The organism is Streptomyces sp. NPDC006872 (genome assembly GCF_040635845.1).
Taxonomy (GTDB): Bacteria; Actinomycetota; Actinomycetes; order Streptomycetales; family Streptomycetaceae; genus Streptomyces.
Genome location: NZ_JBEYIL010000012.1, coordinates 1 through 17,532, shown reverse-complemented (window position 1 = coordinate 17,532; position 17,532 = coordinate 1). Strand labels below are relative to the sequence as shown.

Genomic DNA, 17,532 nt, shown 5'->3' with positions numbered 1-17,532 from the left:
CCGATGGGTAACCGTGCCGACGACGAAGGCACCGACGTCGAGATCTACCGCAAGCCCCTGACCGACACCGTCCACGCCGACACCCCCACCGGCGCCCCCGAACAACTCCTCGCCCTGCTCGACCGGCTCAGCTTCGAACGCAAGACCGTCTCGCCCGCAGGCACCGCGGGCCCGACCTACGCCTGGCACGAGGCCCCGAGCCACCTCAGCGAGGACGAGAAGAAGCGACTGGCCACCCTCGCCGTCCCCCCACTGCTCGCGGCCGGATACGTCGTCCACATCCCCGACTACCTCTTCGACCAAGCCACCCACCTCAGCGCCACGGACGAACTCCGCACCCAGCGAGCGGCACCGGCCACCGCCTCGCCCGCGGCGACCGCCCGGCCCCGCCATACGCGTGGCTGAATCACCCCGGCCCTCGGCCCGTCCCACAGGAGTCCACGCCCCGGTGCCCCAACGTCCGCCGCAGGCCGTCCCGTATGTCCTGGCCTCGCCCGGCTACCTCGCCGGCGGCGGCGACTGGGAACACCTGACCGAGCTGCTGCTGCACGGCCACGGCTGGCGCAACGTGTCCACGATCGACCAGCACACCGCCCTGGCCAGCCCCGACGGACGCCTCCACGTCATCCTCAACCGACGCGCGGACTGGACCTGGACCCTGCACTCCACCTCCCCTGACGGGCAGGACTGGGCAGCGCTCCTCGGCGCGCACATACCCGTCGAGTACATCACCGCCATGGTCAACGCCCTGCTCCAGCCGCCGCCCACCGGCGACCGGGCGGTCCTCGACCCGTTGCGTACAGCGGGCTGGACCGAGCAGGCCACCGGTCCCGGGGCCTCGGCCGTGTCACCGGACGGCCTGGTCCACTTCACCGAGGAACCCGCTCACCCCAGCGCACCAAGACCCTGGCGCGCCACCTGCACCGCCAACGGGTACCGCTGGTGGACAGCCACCTTCAGCACTCACACGCCGCCCGGCATCGTCACCGCGTTCACCCGCAGCCTCGCCAGCGACGATCCGCTGCCGCGAATGGCCATCGGAACACCGCTGTACGGCTGCGGGCCCTACACCCGTCTCACCCCGACACCACACACGTATGAAGACGAGCAGGCGCTGCTCAAGGCCCGGATCGCCGACGTCCGCAGCCGCCACGTCACCGGACCGAGCCCCGCCACACCGCCGCCGAACCCCATCGGACGCACGCAGGCCACCCGCACGCGGTGAGCCTCACCCCTCTCGTCGACGTGCACCGCACCACCACTTTCAGGAGATTTCCGTACCCCGCACCTCCCCTCGCCCCACGCCACCACCGATCACCGTCGAGCGCCGGCCTCGTCTGGCCGTCTTCCTCTTCCGCCGCTACCTGCGCGCCTGCATCGTGCGCGCCCCCGCCCAGGCCCATCAGCTTGCCGGAGGGCGGCCCGAGGCCGCGCTGGATGAATACCGGCGCCTCGGCCACCACACCTGACCCCACCCGTCTGCCTCCAGGAGGCACGTGACCGACCCGACCCTCCACTCAGTCCCCCACGCCCGCGCGATCGCCAAACAGCTCGGCCAGCTCACCAGGCAGCTCGCGCTCGCCCCACCGCGCGAGGCCGCCCACATCCTCGCCACCGTCCTCGACCGCGACGTCGGCATCCTCGGCCACTTCACCCAACTGATGGCCACCGGCTCCCAGTTCGCCAAACGCACCTCCGAGCAAGGCATCCTCCCGCCCGAGGTCTGGCTCGCTGTCGGCCGCGCCGCCAACGAACTCCACGACATCGGCCTCGACCTCGACGAACACACCGAAGCCCTCGACGCCCTCGCCAGCGCCGTGGCACCAGCTCCCACAACGGCGCCGAAGCCGGTGCCGACCGCCATGGTCGTGAGGAGACGCCGGTGAGCAGGAAACAGTGGACCGGCTGGCGCACACCACGCGCCGGAGGCGAACAGGCCGAGCAGCACTACCTCATCGAACCCCGTCATCTCGCCGGCGGCGGCAACCTCGGCCACGTCACCGAGTTCCTGCGCGCCTCCGGCTGGAAGGACTCCTCCCGCCAAGGCGGCCCGTTCGTCTTCGACAGCCCCGACCGCACGATCCGTATCGGCTATGACCCGCACACGCAGCCTGGCGGCTGGACCATCTCCGGCAAGGCCGCCGGTGCTCAGCCGGCGTGGCATGCCACCTTCGGCCGGCAGACCCCGGTGGAGATCGTGGCCGGCGTCACCGACGCCCTCACCCGCCCCCGCTCCGCACACGCGCCCAACGCCTGGGCTCCGCTGGAGCAACAGGGCTGGACCAGTGAGCGCAGCGAGGACCAGTCGTTCACCGCCGTCCATCCCGGCCGGGACACCTGGCTGCAGTACCGTCCCAGCGAGCGTGGCCAGGACCTGTGGTGGGCCGGGGCCCGCGCGGAACACGGGCAGACCTGGGACGCGGTGTTCACTCCCACCACCCCGCTGCAACTCATCGAGGCATTCGCCACGGCGCTGGCCGACCCGCAGCCGGTGATGCGACCGCGCGGACATGTCCCGCCCACGAGCCGGGTGCGCACCACGTCCGTCTCGGTGCTGCCCTCCCAGCTCTCCGCCTGGCAGCAGGCCCGTATCACCGCCGCCCGCGCCGCTACCTGGGCCCGCTTCGCCACCACCGGCGCCCGCAAGCCGTCCCGGACCGCAGGCCCGTACGCCACCGCCGGTGGCCGACGCCGCTGACCCGCCTCGGGCAGCCCTCGCCAGGCGCCCGTTTCCCACCCCCACGCACGAGGAAGTTATGACCGACCTGACCTTTGACGACGCCCTCACCGCCGAAGATATCCACAGGGCTGTCCACAGCCTGGACCGGCTCACCGACCATCTGTGCACCGGCCCGGAGAACACCGAAGCCGCCGCTCTGCTCGGCCCGCTCGTCCACGCCGCCCCCGCCCTCATCGACACCGTCGCCCAGGTCCTGCGTGAGGTCTCCCGGCTCCTGGCCCAGCACGCCGACGTCCCGTGGGACGCGACCGTGACCGACCTGGTGCGCGAGTATCTCGATGCCGCCACGGCCGTCGATCAGCTGCGCAACCCGCTCAGCAAGACACTGAGCCTGCTGGGACCGGCCCCGATCCGTACCGTGCACGGCGATGGCGGGGGGAGCGGTACATGCCGGTGACCGAGCGACAGTTGGCCGGCTTCCGACGCGACCACGAGTCGACGATCCCGCATTCCACCAGTCCCCGGCACCTCGCGGGTCCCGGTGACGCCCGCCACGTCACCCACGCCCTGCTCGCCGCCGGCTGGACCATCACCTCCGACCCGGCTTCCCCCTAGACCGAGGTCACCAGCCCCGACCTGCACGCCCGGCTGCAAGCCGCACCCCAGTTCAACCCGTCCGGCAGCTGGTGGCGCCTCACGGTCGAGCCGCCCAACTCCCGTAGTTGGTATGCCTCGTTCACCCGGCAGGTCCCGGCCGAGATCCTGGCCGGACTCACCGACACGCTCCTCACTCCTGCCCCTGCGAACCCGCCCGATCCGTGGGACCTCTTCCGCACAGCGGGCTGGAACGTCACCCCGAGCGAGAACGGAACCGGCTTCGAGGCCCGCTCGCTCGACCGGCGGGCGGTCGTTGAATACAGCCGCCCCTACGACGACGAGATCTCCTCCTCGTTCTCCTGGCGGATCCGCACCCGGGAGTACCCCGCCGACGCCGCCGAGTCCGCTTTCGACGGTCGCCCGGTCTGGAGCGGCTGGCTCGACGGACACGCCCCCGCGCAGGCCATCGCCGGCTTCGTCGCCGCCTTGACCAGCGCCGAACCGCTGCTGCGCGGCTGGGGCCGGCACAACTGGCACCACGACGTCCAGCACGAGCGAACCAGCCGGACCGGCACGGATGTCGCCGACGCTCACCAGCAGCGCCTCAAGCACATCCAGGCCCAGGCCCGCGCCCCTCGACGCCGTCAGCGACTGGACACCGCCCCCTCCCCGGCTCACGTCGGCGCCTCCAACTCCTCGGCGGCTCGCACCCGATGACTGATGAAAGACCCCCTGTGCCCTCCCCACCCTCCCCTCCGAGCGTCATCCATCAGCAGCGCCTCGACCAGCTCGCCGCGTTCCTCCACACCGGCGAACAGATCCTGGCCGCGTGGGACGCCTACTCCGACCAGCACACCGACCCCGACAGCTGGCCGTACGACGACGAGACCTACGGGCGGCGCGCCGCCCGCCGCGACGCCGACACCTGGAACGCCGCCGCACAGATCCGCCCCTTCGCCCGCGAGCTTGTCTCCACCGCCGAAGTCCAGCTCCAGCAGCTCCCCTCCCGGGCCGTCCAGTCCCACTGGCCGTGGCACCTGGCGAGCGCCGAAGACGCCCTCGACCAGCTCGACGCCTTCGAAAAGGACTACCGCGCCCGCCTCGACGACCTGCCGCCCTCCGCCCGGCCTGGGACAGAGGCGTACGACGACCTCATCGACGCCCGCAACGCCGAAGCATGGCACGCACTCAGCGAACTGACCCTGCACGCCCCCGTGATCCTCGCCATCCACTCGACGACCCAACGCACCCCGCCTCGTCTGGAGGCCGTCGCGCCTCGACCCGCTCCGACGGCCTCCGCTGCTGCGGCGCCCGTGGCACGGAGGTGAGCCGCATGCGTTTCCTGCCTCACGATGCGGCCGACGAACTCCTCGTCACCCCGCCCTGCCTGGCCGGGGGCGGGGACCCGCGCTGGGTCACCGTGGCCCTCCACCAGGCCAGCGAGTGGCGCTACGACCACACTCCGCTCTCCCCGATCGTCCATCTGGTCCGGCCCGACCAGCAGGCCGAATTGAGCCTGTACCCGGACCCGGACGAGCCGTGGTGGACGATCCTCCACGCCCCCACCGACGAACAACCCGCCTGGTACGCCAGGTTCGGGGCGCGCATCCCGGTGGAGATCCTCGCCACGTTCACCGACGCCCTCACCGAGCCCTCCCCCGACGCAGCGGCGGTGAGCGATCCCTTCGAGATCCTGTACGCGGCCGGCTGGCTGGAACACTCCGACGTCTCGGCCTCGTCCCCCGACAGCCCCGTCCGTGTCGAGCGCGCCGGCCAGGGGCAGGGCAGCTGGTTCGTCACCACCTCCCTGCCCGGCGACCCCGACACGGTGATCTGGCACGCCCACCTCGGCGCCGACACCCCGCTCTACCTGGTCGCCGCCTTCACCAGCGCCCTCACCGACCCCGCACCGCTGCGCCGCGACCCGCTCGCCCTCCCCTTCCAGGCCCGTCCCCACCTCCAGACGGCCCCCGCGCCGACGGGCCCGCCGGGCGGGCTGGATCCACTGGAGCAGCGCGTCCAGGACCTCGCCGCCCGCCGCCGGCGTGGCGCGCCCTCGCTGCCGCCGCGCCGGCCGCAGCCGCCACCACGCCGTACGCGCTGACCCGGCCACACCCCTCACTCCGGAATCCCGCCCTTGCCCCACGCCACCCCCGCCTCCTCCAGCAGCGACGGCTACGACCTCGCCTTCAAGGTGCTCCTCGGCGCCCTCGCGATCGCCGTCCCCCTGTCCAACCTCGCCTGGCTGTGCGGCAACCTCGCCACCTGGGCCACCCACTCCGGCCCCTGGGCGCCGTACCAGCCCATCAACGCCCTCCTGCACCCCGACCAGCTCTGGCCCACCGCCGGAGAAACGACCCTGCTCATCGGTGCCCGCATCATCCCCGTCACCGTGATGATCGCCCTCGTCCTCACCGCCGCAGTCGTCTGGTCACGACACAAGAACTCCGGCAGCGGCCGGAAGAAGAAGATCGCCGGCATGGCCAAGGCGAAGGACATCGAGCCGCTGATGGCCCGGGCGATCACCGCCAAGGCCCGCTCCCTGCGCCCCAGCCTGAAGGACACCAAGCACATCGATGCCGCCGACACCGGCATCCTCCTCGGCAACCTCCAGGGCAGCCGCCACGAGGTCCGCATGGGGTACGAGGACGTCGCCGTCGCCATCATGGCGCCCCGCTCCGGCAAGACCACCTCGCTCGCGATCCCCTCAATCCTCGCCGCGCCAGGCCCCGTCCTGCTGACCTCCAACAAGGCCGCCGGCGACGCCTACACCGCCACCCTCGACGCACGGCAAAGGACCGGCCGGACGTGGTCGATGGACCCGCAGCAGATCGCCCACGCCGAACGGGAGATGTGGTGGAACCCGCTCGCCGACGCCAGAACCCTCGACGGCGCAGGCCGACTGGCCGGCCACTTCCTCGCCGCTTCCGTGGACGCCAGCCAGCAAGGCGACTTCTGGTCCAAGGCCGGCAGCAACATCCTGTCGCAGCTGTTCCTCGCCACGGCTCTCGACGAACGGCCCATCACCGACGTCATGCAGTGGCTGGCCTTCCCCGCCGACCGCACCCCTCTCGACATCCTGCGCGACCACCAGTTCACCGCGGTGGCCGCCCAGCTCAAGGGCAGCGTCGAAGGACCGCCCGAAACCCGGGACGGCATCTACGAAACCGCCCGACAGTACGCCGCAGCCCTCCTCAACAGCGACATCGCGGCGTGGGTCACCCCGCAGAAGGCCGTGCCCGAGTTCCGGCCGTCGGAGTTCGTCTCGTCCACGGACACCCTTTACCTCCTGTCGAAGGACGGTGGCGGCGGCGCCAGTGCCCTGATCGCGGCGTGCGCGGACTCCGTCATGCGCGCGGCCACCGCGCAGGCCGAGCGCGCCGGCGGACGGCTCGACCCGCCGATGCTCGCGATCCTCGACGAGGCCGCCAACGTCTGCAAGATCTCCGATCTGCCCGACCTGTACAGCCACTTGGGCTCGCGCGGCATCATCCCCATCACGATCCTGCAGTCCTACCGCCAGGGCCAGAAAGTCTGGGGCGACGCGGGCATGGACGCCATGTGGTCCGCGAGCACCGTCAAGGTGATCGGCTCCGGCATCGACGATCCCGACTTCGCCGACAAGCTCTCCCGACTCATCGGCGACCACGACGTGGAGACCACCTCGACCTCCATCTCCGACTCGGGGAAGTCGACCTCCGTGTCGATGCGGCAGGAACGGATCCTGCCCGCGGACGCGATCCGCGCCCTGTCCAAGGGCACCGCACTGTGCTTCGCCACCGGCATGCGCGCCGCCATGCTCGACCTGCGCCCCTGGTACACGGAACCCGACGCCGACGCACTGACTGCCGCCTCTGCCCGCGCATCGAAGGCCATCACCGCCCGCGCCATCGCCAAGCACGCCCCGCAGCAAAGCGACTACGGCCCCGCCGCCTGACCACCCACCAACGCCCGAGCACTCCGCCGGGCTGCCGCCCTGTACCCAGCCACCGGTATGACCGATAGCCCTCACCGACCACCACACTGTCCGTTCTACGTCCCCAAGCAGTCCACGCGGGGCCAGCTCCTGGCCGTCAAGGACGGCATCGACCAGATGCTCGAACGGCTCGACCTGACCGACGACGCACGCGAAGCCCTTGAAGGAGACCGCGAAGCGGTCACTGCCCTGGCCGAGCGTCTAGCCGACACTCCCACGCCAGCCGGCCCCACACCCAGGCAACTCGACACCACGGACAGCTTCATACCTCTGACCCAGCTGATGGACACCATGTCCCACCCAGCGCAAGAAGACGCCGAATGACGCCCCCCGAAATTCAACCAGCCGCGCCGAACGGCCTCACTGCTGACACGGGTGCAGTCATCAACGGGCGACCAGACTTACAGACCAAGCTCCAGTGGCCGATCGGGGACTCCGTCCTTGATCAAACCGGCTAACAGACCGGCAAGATCACGCGGCCCAAAGATGTCCGACCCTTGGTAGTCGGCGATCTCTGACAGCTGCCACCAGCGGAAACCCGTGATTCCTTCAGCGGCCAACTCGTCACTCGACAACGCTCCGTCCGGCCGGAAGGCAGCAGTGCGGATGAGGAAGTAGTCCTCAATCGCGCCGTCATACCCGCTCACATAGCCGGGCCCGACGACTCTCCGATGCCACACGTGCGGCGGCGTTCCGTCAATCACAAGCCCGATCTCCTCATGCAGCTCGCGGCGCAGCGCCTCCTGAGGTGACTCGCCAGCCTCGATCCCTCCTCCCGGAGCTGCCCAAACCACCATCTCCGACAGCATGAACCTGCACAGCAGGATGCGGTCCTCCCCATCCAGAACGATCGCACGGGCCGCGTGACGCTGGTTCAGCAAAGGCATCGGAGCACCCTACGGGCCGGTCCAAGACCGCCGCAACGCCCCTCGACGGACCGCCTCCAGGCGTCCCCGCCCTCACCCACCGAAAGGTCACGCTCCTGTCTCGATTCTCAATAACTTGTCCATTCCATGGAAACGCGCAGTGGAGGAATATCCGGGACAGCAGTCCGGCGGAATGGGCGGACGTGGTCGCGTTCGACGCAGACATCCGCCAGGGCGACGCCCGCGCGAACGCCTCCGGGAACCGGCTGCTGGGCCAGGCGTTCCTGCACTGCTCCCGTGTCCCGCTCGGCCAAACCCCCATCGACCACATCACCGCCGCGGCGTGGGCTGCGCGCCAGCAAGAACTCGACGACGGTGCCGCCATGGTGGAGGAGCTGGAGCACGGCGTGGTCGACGGCTGCTCTCCCTGGGCCTGCCGCGGAGCCTCCGAGCACGAGCCGGTGCAGGACGACTTCGGACTGGCCTCGTGAGGCGGATCATCCTCGATCTGTTCGCCGGGCCCGGCGGCTGGAGCCACGCCCTCACCGTCCTCGGCGCGCGGGACATCGGCCTGGAGTGGGACGAGTGGGCCTGCAAGACCCGGGCCATGGCGGGGCAGTTGACGATCCGCGCCGACGTCGCCCGCTATCCGACGTGGATCTTCTCCGGCCGGATCCTCGGGCTGATCGCCTCCCCTCCGTGCCAGGCATGGAGCATGGCGGGCAAGCGCCTCGGTCTGGTCGACCAGCCGCTCGTCCACCAGGCCGTCGCCGACCTCGCGGCCGGACGCGACACCCGCGACCAGCTGCTCGGCGCGTGCGCGGACGAACGTTCTCTCCTGGCGGCCGAGCCCATGCGCTACCTGCACGCCCTGAACACCGTGGGCGAGCCCGAGTGGGTGGTCATGGAAGAGGTTCCCGACGTTCTGCCGTTGTGGAAGCAGTACGCGGCCATCTTGCGCGCTTGGGGCTTCTCGGTGTGGGTCGGCATTCTCAACGCCGCTGACTATGGTGTCCCGCAGACCAGGCGGAGGGCGATCTTGCTCGCCTCCCGGGTACGGACCGCTGAGCCGCCACCCCCCACGCATGCACAACTGGCCGAGCCGGAAAGCCTGTTCGGGCCCGGCCGCGCTCGCTGGTTGTCCATGGCGGAGGCTCTCGGCTGGGGCGCCACCGACCGGCCCGTGCCCACTGTGTGCGCGGGCGGCGGACCAAGCGGAGGCCCAGAGCCCTTCCCCTCCGGCTCCCGCAAGACCCTCACCGACGCCCGCGCCCGCGGCACCTGGGCACCTCGCCCCGGCTCCGAGATCGTCCTGGCCTCCCGGCGAGAGGGCTCCGGCTGGACCGCCCGGCACGGCGCCCGCGAGAACCGCCCCGCAGACGCTCCAGCCCCCACGTTCACAGCCGAGGCACACCGCTGGTCGTGGTCACTGCGCAGCAACAACCAGACCAACGCCACCATCCGCCGGTCCGACGAACCCGCCGGCACGCTCTTCTTCGGCCACCGAGCCAGCGAGTGCACCTGGGTCGCCGAGCCCGCCGTCGAGGCAGCGGGGTCGGCACCGGAGCCCATCAAGATCACCGCCCAGGAAGCGGGCGTGCTGCAGAGCTTCCCCGCCGACTATCCGTGGCAAGGCAACAAGGGCCAGATGTTCTCGCAGATCGGCAACGCCGTACCCCCGCGCCTGGCCGCACACCTGCTCGCCCCGCACCTCAACAAGCCCTTCAACCCTGCTGACTTCACCCTCGCCGCCTGATGCTCCACACCCCCGATCCCCATGACGACGACGGCCTCGACCGCGTCCCGGCGCCGAAGCCCGTGCACTACGCCGAGCAGGCCCTGCTCGGCGCCCTCCTCCTCGAGCCTGCGCGTCTGGCCGACACCGAGCCGCTGATCGCCCACCACTTCGACAGCCACACCCATGCCGCGTTGTTCACCGCGATCCGCACGCTCCCGCCGCCCGACCCCGCCGACCACGCCAAGGACGCCGCCTGGCTCAACGCGGTGCTGGACCACGCCCGTCCTCACGCTCGCGGCCTGAGTGCCTCCTACGTCCACGGCCTCATCCAGTTCTGCCCGCAGCCCAAGCACGCTGCGGCCTACGCCAGGATGATCCGCACCGACAACGCTCGCCGGATTCTGCGCAGGCACGCCGAGCGCCTCGCGTCCACCGCAACCGACCCGGGCCTTCCCAACCCGGTAGCCGCGACGCTCGGCCTGGCCGACGACATCGGCCGCGTCCTGGATTCCATCGCCGAACAGTTCGCCCCGCACCCCGGCTCCTTCCCCCGCACCGCACTCCCCCCGGATGTCCCACGGCAGGCCGGCGAGGAGGACCTCGACGAAGAGCGCCTCCTCCTGGCGACCGCCACCGCCTATCCGGCAGAGGTCCAGCAGATGCGGTGGCTGACCGAGGCGGACTTCCTGCTGCCGCTGCACGCCGCGCTCTGGCAGTCCATCACGGCGCTGGTCCACCGCGGCGACATGGTCGACCCGGTCACGCTCCTTGGCGAGGCCCAGCACCGCGGACTGCTCACCGGCTCCCTCACCCCCAAAGACCTGATGGCCCTGGTCTCCACGCCCGCCGGTTCCCCCGAGTACTGGGGCGAGAGAATCCTCCAGCGTGCCCTCCTCGCCCGCGCCCGCGCGGTTGCCGACCGGATCGCCGTCTACACCGACGACCCCGCGAACACTCCCCACCAGCTCATCACCGGCAGCCGCCGCGCCCTGGCCGAGCTCAACTCCCTGCGCACCCGTTGGAACCGCGCCACCGCACCCACCCCCGCGTCCGCCACCAGTACCCCCGCACGATCCACGTCGCGCCCCCGGGCCGGGCCGTCACACCGGCCGGCCGTCACGGCCGCACGCGCCCGCAGATGACCTCAACCACCTGGCCCGGCTGGCCTCAGGGCCGAGCCCAGCCTTGAATCGAGCCTGCCTCCATGCCCCACAGCCCCCTCGACGCCCACGTCCGGTTCGACACCCACCCCGCCCACTCCAGCGCCGTGACCGCCACCCTCACCGGCACCCACCAGCGCACTGCCCAGGCACTACTGGCCGCCCGCGGCTTCGAGACCCTCGACACACATGCCATGGTCCTGGCCCGCATTGATCACGAAGAGCCGCACTGGGCCGACCGAGCCGCCCAGGCCCTGAACGCCCAAGGGATCACCACCGAGACCACCCCCAGTCTGCGCGAGGCGATCGCCGAGGAGTGGACCTGGGCGAACTACCCGATGCACTGGTGCACCCGCGCCGAGATCCGCGAGGTCTCCAACGAAGCCCAGAAGATCTACGACGACATCCGCCACGGACGGCTCATCATCCACGCCCACGCCGAAGACGGCTGGACCATCGTGGCCGTCGGCACCTACCGCGATAGCGGGAAGAGCGTGTACCTCCACGGCGAAAACCACCTGCGGCAAATCGCCGACACCTTCGACTCCCCCGCCCAAGCCATCGCCGCATTCGAACGCGCACACGGCGACTCCCTACGCCCCGGTCCTGCCCCCATGACCGAAACCGAACGCCAGACCACCCAAGCCCGCGCCACCCTGACCTCACCCGACACCATGCCGGCCCCGGCCGCACTGCCCGTCGAGAGCATGCCCGTCTACGCCGCCGACCCCGGCGACCACGAAGCCATACTGAACGACTTCCTCACCGAGAACGGCGACTGGGAGAAGTACCGCACCTGGGGTGACAACACCACCATCGTCAACCACGAATCGCTCACTCTGCGCGCCCTCATCGATCACGACGCCGAATGCCGTGACATGAAGTGGACCATCGCCGCCTACGAATCCCCCGTCAGCGAGCGCCTCTGGCACGCCACGGCCACCGCCACCACCCCGGTGGAGATCGTGCGCACCCTGCTCAACTCCCTGGCCTCCGACTACGTACGGGACGCCGGACCTGCGACCGGCGTCTCCGAGACGGAGATCGCCGAGGCGACCCGGCCGCTCACGGACGCGGGCTGGAAGCACACAGTCGAAGGCCGCTGGATCCGGTGGGAGGCACCAGGCGAGGACGCCGCTGGCGTCCAGTTCGACGCCTTCGCCGCCCAGAAGCCCAACAGCCCGCTGCCGACCTGGACCGCATGGGGCGGCAACACCATCCATCAGCCAACCTGGGCACTCCACTTCTCCCCGCACACCCCGGCGGCCGTCCTGCAGGACCTCACCTGCGAACTCGCGGAGGGGCAAGGACGACGCAAGGTCCCCGCAGCTACCACTCCGCGAGTAGCGATGCTGACTCCGACGCCCGCTCCTCCCAGGCCGGCGTCAGCAGCCGTTTCTACCCAGACCAGCTGGCCGCGCGCCTGATCGTCACCGTCCGAGCCCTTGTCAAACCACGTAGCCACAACAGACGTTGGCGTTCGGAGGCGCTGCCAGAGTGGCGGTCCATGATTCCCGCGCACGCGACCGCCCGGCCCCCGACTACACCGACAGTGTCGATATTTCGGTGCTGCTTCGCGACGTGCCGGGCGTCCGGCCCTTCAAGTGGCGGTGACGTCGTTCGTGGGTCTGTCACCGCCACTTCAAGCCGCGGCAAACAGTTCAGCACCGTCTATGGACCTCATCCGCAGCGCCCCCACTCAACTGTCGTCCGTAGAAAGCCGCGCACCGGAGGTACGGCCCTAGCTTGATCTTTAACGTCCGGCGTCGAATGACCCGTCGAACTTGATCACTCGGTCCGGTAACTGCCGTACATGGAGGCGGCCTTCGTCTGAACATGTGCTCCGACCAAGGAACACACACATTCAGAACGAAGGCCGTGAGGATGAGTCTGCTGCATCACGACGCCCAATCGAGGCGTTGGCACAACTGTCATGCTTCCGGGGCGAGTTCTACTCCTGCCTGACCGCTCGTTCGGACGCGCTGTTCGAGCTGGCTGATGCCGTTCTGTGCGGCGACGGGCCGGTGAGGTCGCTGGCCGAGCTGTCGCTGGTGGGTGAACACCGCCGCGGCCATGGCGGGCTCTACGCCGCAGTGGCCCGTGGCCGCATCGATGCAGGCCGGCTGCAGCGGGCCCTGGCCGAAGCGCCACTGCCGCGGGCTGCCGACGGCCGGCTGGTCCTGGCCGTCGACGTCACCTGCTGGCTGCGGCCCGACGCCCACACTCGCCGCAGCGGATCCTGTGCCACACCTACGGCCGGGGCAAGGACCAGCACATCCCCGTCCCCGGCTGGCCCTACTCGATCATCTGCGCACTGGAGCCGGGCCGCAGCTCATGGACCGCACCGCTGGACGCCCTGCGTCTGACACCTGACGACGACACCGCCACGGTCACCTCCCGCCAACTGCGCGATCTGCTTCAGCGACTGATCGCAGCGGTGCAGTGGCAGACCGGCGACCCCGACGTCCTCATCGTCGCGGACGCCGGATACGACGCACCCCGCCTCGGCTTCCTCCTCAAAGACCTGCCGGTCCAGGTGCTGGCCCGGATGCGCTCGGACCGCGTCCTGCGCAGGGCCGTCCCACCCCGGCTGCCGCACACCCAGGGCCGCCCGCCCCGGCACGGCGGCGAGTTCGTCTTCGGGCAGCCCGGCACCTGGGGCACCCCGGACACCGAAACTGTCACCGACACCCGCCTCTACGGCACCGCCCAGGCCCGCTCCTGGGACCGGCTGCACCCCAAACTGACCCACCGCTCCTCCTGGGCCACGGCCGACGGCACCCTCCCCATCGTCGAAGGGACGGTGATCCGTCTGGACATCGACCGCCTGCCCAGCGGAGCAACACCGAAGCCGGTCTGGCTGTGGTGGTCAGGCACCGACGCCACTGCGTCAGACGCCGACCGACTTTGGCAGGCATACCTGCGACGCTTCGACATCGAGCACACCTTCCGCCTCTTCAAACAGACCCTCGGCTGGACCTCACCGAAGATCCGCACCCCCGAGGCAGCCGACCGATGGACCTGGCTGATCCTCGCCGCCTACACCCAACTGCGGCTCGCCCGCCCGCTCGCAGCCGACCTACGCCACCCCTGGGAAAGACCCGTCTCACCGGAACGGCTCACCCCCGCCCGGGTCCGCCGCGACTTCCGGCACATCCGCCCGAAGACTGCCTGCCCGGCCCAAGCGCCGAAACCCTTCCGACCCGGCCCCGGACGACCCCCAGGCCGAAAGAACACCCGACCCACACCCCGCCACGACGTCCACACACCCCGCAAAACACCGGCGGCGAAACAACGAACGAAGACGTCAACCACACCACGCCCACGCCGCACAGGTTAAAGATCAAGCTAGTGCTGGGTTCCTCAAACGGTGTATACATACCGGCGCCGCAGTCGGCGGGTCGGCGGTGCGGGTCTGCCCCAGATCCAGGGGTTGGCAAGGGCGTTGAGCTGGTCGGTCGCCAGGGTGGTGGCGTATTCGATGTCGTCGCGGTTGGCGAATGACCGGCCGGCCAGGGCGGCCTTGCGGAAGATGCGCCACCAGCCTTCCTGCAGGTTGAGCCAGCAGGCGCCCACAGGGATGAAGGCATGGTGGATGCGGGGATGGTCCTCGAGCCAGGTCCGGGTGGACGCGTTGTTATGACTGGACAGGTTGTCGGTGGCGTTAACGGCTTCGGTTGGGCTCTGGCACAGATCTTGGGGAGTGGTCGCAGAGCGTCACTGGAGCAGGATCATCTTGCGAAGCAGTTCGAATCCGGCCCGTCCGTAGAGCTGCCTTTTGATCTTTTTCACCCTGTTCACGGCGCCTTCGGTACCGCCGGAGCTCCAGTGCACGGTGAGTCCGGCAATCACGGCTTCCAGGTCGGTGGTGAGTCCGTGAGCGAATCCGGTGATCCCGGGCAGCCGTGTGGCGCGGGCGGAGCTGATCCAGTCCGGCAGGTCAGCGCCGGTGCGTCGGGCGAGCATCTGGGCGAAGTCACGTACGAGTTCGTGGGTTTGATCCAGCTCGGGGCAGGCGTCGAGAACGGCCTTGAGCTGGGTGGTTTCCTCTTCGGTGAGGGTGTCGGGGTGGCGGGTTATCCAGCCGACGACGGTCCGTACGGACGGCCCCGCGGCGGCCGGAGCGGGTGCGTCGGGCCATTCCAGGCGGCTGCGGGCCCAGTCCCGCAGGCTGCTGTAGGGCACCTGGTCACCACGGCCGGCGAGTTCTTCGCGCAGTTCCCTGATGGTGATCGTGCCACTGGTTTCGGCGATGCGTCGTTGCAGGTAGGGCTGGTGCACATCGAGGCGGCTGGAACGAGTTCGGCGTCCGGTGACCATGTCCTGCCAGCGGGCCGCCCGTGCGTACCGCTGGACGGTATGGCGTCCCCAGCCCAAGTGGCGGGCGATGGCCCGCAAGCCCATACCCTCACTCAACAGGCCGTGGACCAGGGCATGATGGGCCCGAATCCGCTCCGCTCGACGGCCGGTCGGCACCACGGTGAAGGGCAGCCCCGCTTCGCTGTCACCGGTCAGTGTGCCGGTGGCAGCACGGTCCGGTGGAGGGGCGGCGGTGCGCAGGCAGTCGCGATGCGCCGCGACGCACTTCTCGACGGCCTGGCCGAGGTTCTGAAGGATATGAAACCGGTCCGCGACTTGCAGTGCGTCCGGGGCACCGAGCGCGGCGCCCTCGGCATACGCACCCGCACGGTCCCTGCAGATCACTTCTACTCCTGGATGTGCCCTCAGCCAGGCGGCCAGCGGTGCGGCTTCGCGTCCGGGCAGGACATCGATGGGGTTGTGCCGTTCGCCGTCCGTGATCACGGTGGCGTACGAGTGGCCGCGGCGGGTGGCGAAGTCGTCGACCCCAAGGACCCGCGGCGTGCTGAACTGCGGGTCCGGCAAAGCCATCACCCGGCGCAGGAGCGTCATCCGCCCGGCACCAAGGCCCAGTTGGGCCGCCAGCCTCGCGCCGGCCCGTCCGGCCAGTGCGAGCCCGATACGCACCAAGACGCGGTCGAGCCGGGTGGTGAAACGCGCGTACGGGCAGGTCAGCCGCGCGAACCGTTCGACGAACGTGCGTCGAGGACAGGCCCTCGCGTCACAGACGAAGCACCGGACCTTCAGCAGGATCACGACACTCCGCTCGCCGAGCGGGAGATCCCGCAGTCTGCGCTGATAGGAGCCGTGCACTCGCTCGGAATAGTGGCCGCAGTCGGGGCAGGCCGCACCGGCCTTGCTGCCTCTGGCCACGATCTCGACCGTCCCGAAGGCGGTGGCTACCTGCTCGACGTCCACCTCGTCGATCCCGTCGAACACGAGCGCTTTCCAGAACGGTGCGTCGGACTGCATGAACGGAACCGTCACTGACGGCCGCTCCAAAGTACGGAGCCCCGCACCTACTTGATGGAGCGTCAGCAACCACTGTTCGGCGGCACGGCGCACGCCGTCTCACGCACGAGCAGCCCACCACATTCGAATTGCGGGGTGAGCGGATGGATCCAGCTGCCGGGGCGAGACGGCGGATCAGCACGGGCCAGGCGAGGTCATGGCCGTGGTCCAGGCGGACGACGAGCCACTCCTGCATCTCGGACACTCACGCCCGGTTGGAGAGAGGAGCTCGAAGCTCCACGCGCAGTCGGATCGAGGTGTCGATGGCCAGTCCCATGCTGGAGTACCGAAGATCTTTCGAGTAGTTCGCAATGAGGTCGAGGTCCCGCAGCTGCCGCTGCAACTCAGAGGTCAGCGCTTCGTCCGAATCAGGGACGAGCTCGTCTTCTTCCTGCTCAGCCAGGAACTCAAGATGTTGATCAACGGCCTCCACCGCCCGGCGACTGGTCCAGCTGGCGAAGGCGTGGCAGCCGAACAGATAGGCGTGCGCGGCATACAGCGTCGCCGCTGCGGCAGACTCATCTGCATCATCGGGCCCGTCCTGGCCGTCGTTATGGCAGTACTCGCTGAGCATGTACTCGGCGACACCGCGCTTCACCGCCGAGAAGGCCGTTGAGTCACCGAGAACGCCCTCCCACAGGGAGTTCAACAGGGGACGAAGGCCCACGGTGAACGGCGCCCGCTCGTCAGCGGGTAGTCCCTCGTGCCAGCTCATGAGCCGTTCCGCGACACCAGCGGCAAACACGCCGCGTTCCCCAGGCGAGATGGCCTTCAGCCGCTCCTCCACCAGCGCTGAAAGCTCCTGCCACGTGTCCATATGAGCCATCCCCGAGTCGTGAAACCAGCGTGCTCACGCCAGCAACGGCGATCATTGCATCCACCAGCGACAACGCATCGGGCGAGGCTCCCTGGCTCTGAGCGCGGGGATACAGCCCGCGTAGCTTCCCCGCCCCGCCCCGGGACCAGATCGCTTGAGACGGGAGACGTGGTGACGCTTTGCGACCACTCCCCAAGATCTGTGCCAGAGCCCAGTTCAAACCGTTAACGCCAGTCGGTGACGATCCAGATTTCCCCGTCCGGGTTGGCGTCCTCGATCAGTTGCAGGAACTGCTGATAGAACACGCTGTTGCGGGAGGACGCAGTCA

The 17,532-nt window shown here is 69.8% G+C and carries 19 protein-coding genes and 2 pseudogenes; 17 read left to right on the top strand and 4 right to left on the bottom strand.

Annotated elements, in window-relative coordinates:
* The first annotated feature begins 3 nt into the window (after positions 1-3).
* The 12 genes and pseudogenes from ABZ725_RS31770 (at position 4) to ABZ725_RS31715 (ending at position 7,577) form a co-directional block, all read left to right on the top strand.
* The gene (locus ABZ725_RS31770) at positions 4-405 is read left to right on the top strand and encodes a hypothetical protein (protein ID WP_358805938.1); all 402 of its coding nucleotides are present in this window, start codon (positions 4-6) and stop codon (positions 403-405) included.
* Between the two features lie 43 nt (positions 406-448).
* Positions 449-1,225 (top strand): DUF317 domain-containing protein, encoded by a 777-nt coding sequence (locus tag ABZ725_RS31765; protein WP_358805937.1) that lies wholly within the window; start codon positions 449-451, stop codon positions 1,223-1,225.
* Positions 1,226-1,496: 271 nt separating this feature from the next.
* The gene (locus ABZ725_RS31760) at positions 1,497-1,886 is read left to right on the top strand and encodes a hypothetical protein (RefSeq protein WP_358805936.1); all 390 of its coding nucleotides are present in this window, start codon (positions 1,497-1,499) and stop codon (positions 1,884-1,886) included.
* Complete coding sequence (locus tag ABZ725_RS31755; protein WP_358805935.1) at positions 1,883-2,698, top strand: DUF317 domain-containing protein; 816 nt, start codon at positions 1,883-1,885, stop codon at positions 2,696-2,698. Before ABZ725_RS31760 ends, ABZ725_RS31755 begins: the two co-directional genes overlap by 4 nt.
* 58 nt (positions 2,699-2,756) lie before the next feature.
* Positions 2,757-3,137, top strand: coding sequence for a hypothetical protein (locus ABZ725_RS31750; protein ID WP_358805934.1), 381 nt, complete (start codon positions 2,757-2,759; stop codon positions 3,135-3,137).
* A complete protein-coding gene (locus tag ABZ725_RS31745; protein WP_358805933.1) occupies positions 3,128-3,295 on the top strand; it encodes a hypothetical protein in 168 nt (55 codons plus the stop codon). Before ABZ725_RS31750 ends, ABZ725_RS31745 begins: the two co-directional genes overlap by 10 nt.
* A 21-nt stretch (positions 3,296-3,316) precedes the next feature.
* Positions 3,317-3,472, top strand: a pseudogene (locus ABZ725_RS31740) (DUF317 domain-containing protein); the annotation flags it as partial.
* Positions 3,473-3,763: 291 nt separating this feature from the next.
* Positions 3,764-3,994 carry a hypothetical protein gene (locus ABZ725_RS31735; protein WP_358805932.1) on the top strand — a complete coding sequence of 77 codons (231 nt, stop codon included), beginning with the start codon at positions 3,764-3,766 and terminating at the stop codon, positions 3,992-3,994.
* Positions 3,995-4,011: 17 nt separating this feature from the next.
* Positions 4,012-4,605 carry a hypothetical protein gene (locus ABZ725_RS31730; RefSeq protein ID WP_358805931.1) on the top strand — a complete coding sequence of 198 codons (594 nt, stop codon included), beginning with the start codon at positions 4,012-4,014 and terminating at the stop codon, positions 4,603-4,605.
* A 5-nt stretch (positions 4,606-4,610) separates the two neighbouring features.
* Complete coding sequence (locus ABZ725_RS31725) at positions 4,611-5,381, top strand: DUF317 domain-containing protein (RefSeq protein WP_358805930.1); 771 nt, start codon at positions 4,611-4,613, stop codon at positions 5,379-5,381.
* Between the two features lie 33 nt (positions 5,382-5,414).
* A complete protein-coding gene (locus ABZ725_RS31720) occupies positions 5,415-7,214 on the top strand; it encodes a TraM recognition domain-containing protein (protein WP_358805929.1) in 1,800 nt (599 codons plus the stop codon).
* 57 nt (positions 7,215-7,271) lie between these two features.
* A complete protein-coding gene (locus ABZ725_RS31715) occupies positions 7,272-7,577 on the top strand; it encodes a hypothetical protein (RefSeq protein ID WP_358805928.1) in 306 nt (101 codons plus the stop codon).
* A 77-nt stretch (positions 7,578-7,654) separates the two neighbouring features.
* Here ABZ725_RS31715 and ABZ725_RS31710 read toward each other — a convergent pair whose 3' ends face one another.
* The gene (locus ABZ725_RS31710) at positions 7,655-8,140 is read right to left on the bottom strand and encodes an NUDIX domain-containing protein (protein WP_358805927.1); all 486 of its coding nucleotides are present in this window, start codon (positions 8,138-8,140) and stop codon (positions 7,655-7,657) included.
* A gap of 182 nt (positions 8,141-8,322) precedes the next feature.
* Between ABZ725_RS31710 and ABZ725_RS31705 the strand changes: the two genes are divergently transcribed.
* From ABZ725_RS31705 to ABZ725_RS31685, 5 genes and pseudogenes are all read left to right on the top strand, one after another.
* Positions 8,323-8,610, top strand: a complete 288-nt coding sequence (locus tag ABZ725_RS31705; protein WP_358805926.1) for a hypothetical protein — start codon at positions 8,323-8,325, stop codon at positions 8,608-8,610.
* Positions 8,611-8,615: 5 nt separating this feature from the next.
* On the top strand, positions 8,616-9,875 hold the full coding sequence (locus ABZ725_RS31700) for a DNA cytosine methyltransferase (protein WP_358806209.1): 1,260 nt from the start codon (positions 8,616-8,618) through the stop codon (positions 9,873-9,875).
* Complete coding sequence (locus tag ABZ725_RS31695; RefSeq protein WP_358805925.1) at positions 9,875-10,999, top strand: DnaB-like helicase N-terminal domain-containing protein; 1,125 nt, start codon at positions 9,875-9,877, stop codon at positions 10,997-10,999. The genes ABZ725_RS31700 and ABZ725_RS31695 overlap by 1 nt, the downstream gene beginning before the upstream one ends.
* A gap of 62 nt (positions 11,000-11,061) precedes the next feature.
* Positions 11,062-12,444, top strand: coding sequence for a DUF317 domain-containing protein (locus tag ABZ725_RS31690; protein WP_358805924.1), 1,383 nt, complete (start codon positions 11,062-11,064; stop codon positions 12,442-12,444).
* Between the two features lie 492 nt (positions 12,445-12,936).
* Positions 12,937-14,357, top strand: a pseudogene (locus ABZ725_RS31685) (NF041680 family putative transposase).
* A 23-nt stretch (positions 14,358-14,380) separates the two neighbouring features.
* On the opposite strand, the gene ABZ725_RS31680 reads toward ABZ725_RS31685, so the two are convergent.
* The 3 genes from ABZ725_RS31680 to ABZ725_RS31670 form a co-directional block, all read right to left on the bottom strand.
* Positions 14,381-14,668 (bottom strand): hypothetical protein, encoded by a 288-nt coding sequence (locus ABZ725_RS31680; protein ID WP_358806208.1) that lies wholly within the window; start codon positions 14,666-14,668, stop codon positions 14,381-14,383.
* A 66-nt stretch (positions 14,669-14,734) separates the two neighbouring features.
* Positions 14,735-16,441 (bottom strand): ISL3 family transposase, encoded by a 1,707-nt coding sequence (locus ABZ725_RS31675; protein ID WP_358805923.1) that lies wholly within the window; start codon positions 16,439-16,441, stop codon positions 14,735-14,737.
* Between the two features lie 151 nt (positions 16,442-16,592).
* Entirely contained in the window at positions 16,593-17,204 is a 612-nt protein-coding gene (locus ABZ725_RS31670) for a hypothetical protein (protein ID WP_358805922.1), read from the bottom strand.
* Positions 17,205-17,532: the final 328 nt, after the last annotated feature.

Bases quoted from the DNA above. Each gene is read 5' to 3' on its own strand.
- ABZ725_RS31770 (WP_358805938.1), top strand. From the start codon at position 4: ATGGGTAACCGTGCCGACGACGAAGGCACCGACGTCGAGATCTACCGC.
- ABZ725_RS31750 (WP_358805934.1), top strand. From the start codon at position 2,757: ATGACCGACCTGACCTTTGACGACGCCCTCACCGCCGAAGATATCCAC.
- ABZ725_RS31745 (WP_358805933.1), top strand. From the start codon at position 3,128: ATGCCGGTGACCGAGCGACAGTTGGCCGGCTTCCGACGCGACCACGAG.
- ABZ725_RS31725 (WP_358805930.1), top strand. From the start codon at position 4,611: ATGCGTTTCCTGCCTCACGATGCGGCCGACGAACTCCTCGTCACCCCG.
- ABZ725_RS31715 (WP_358805928.1), top strand. From the start codon at position 7,272: ATGACCGATAGCCCTCACCGACCACCACACTGTCCGTTCTACGTCCCC.
- ABZ725_RS31710 (WP_358805927.1), bottom strand. From the start codon at position 8,140: ATGCCTTTGCTGAACCAGCGTCACGCGGCCCGTGCGATCGTTCTGGAT.
- ABZ725_RS31695 (WP_358805925.1), top strand. From the start codon at position 9,875: ATGCTCCACACCCCCGATCCCCATGACGACGACGGCCTCGACCGCGTC.
- ABZ725_RS31690 (WP_358805924.1), top strand. From the start codon at position 11,062: ATGCCCCACAGCCCCCTCGACGCCCACGTCCGGTTCGACACCCACCCC.
- ABZ725_RS31670 (WP_358805922.1), bottom strand. From the start codon at position 17,204: ATGGACACGTGGCAGGAGCTTTCAGCGCTGGTGGAGGAGCGGCTGAAG.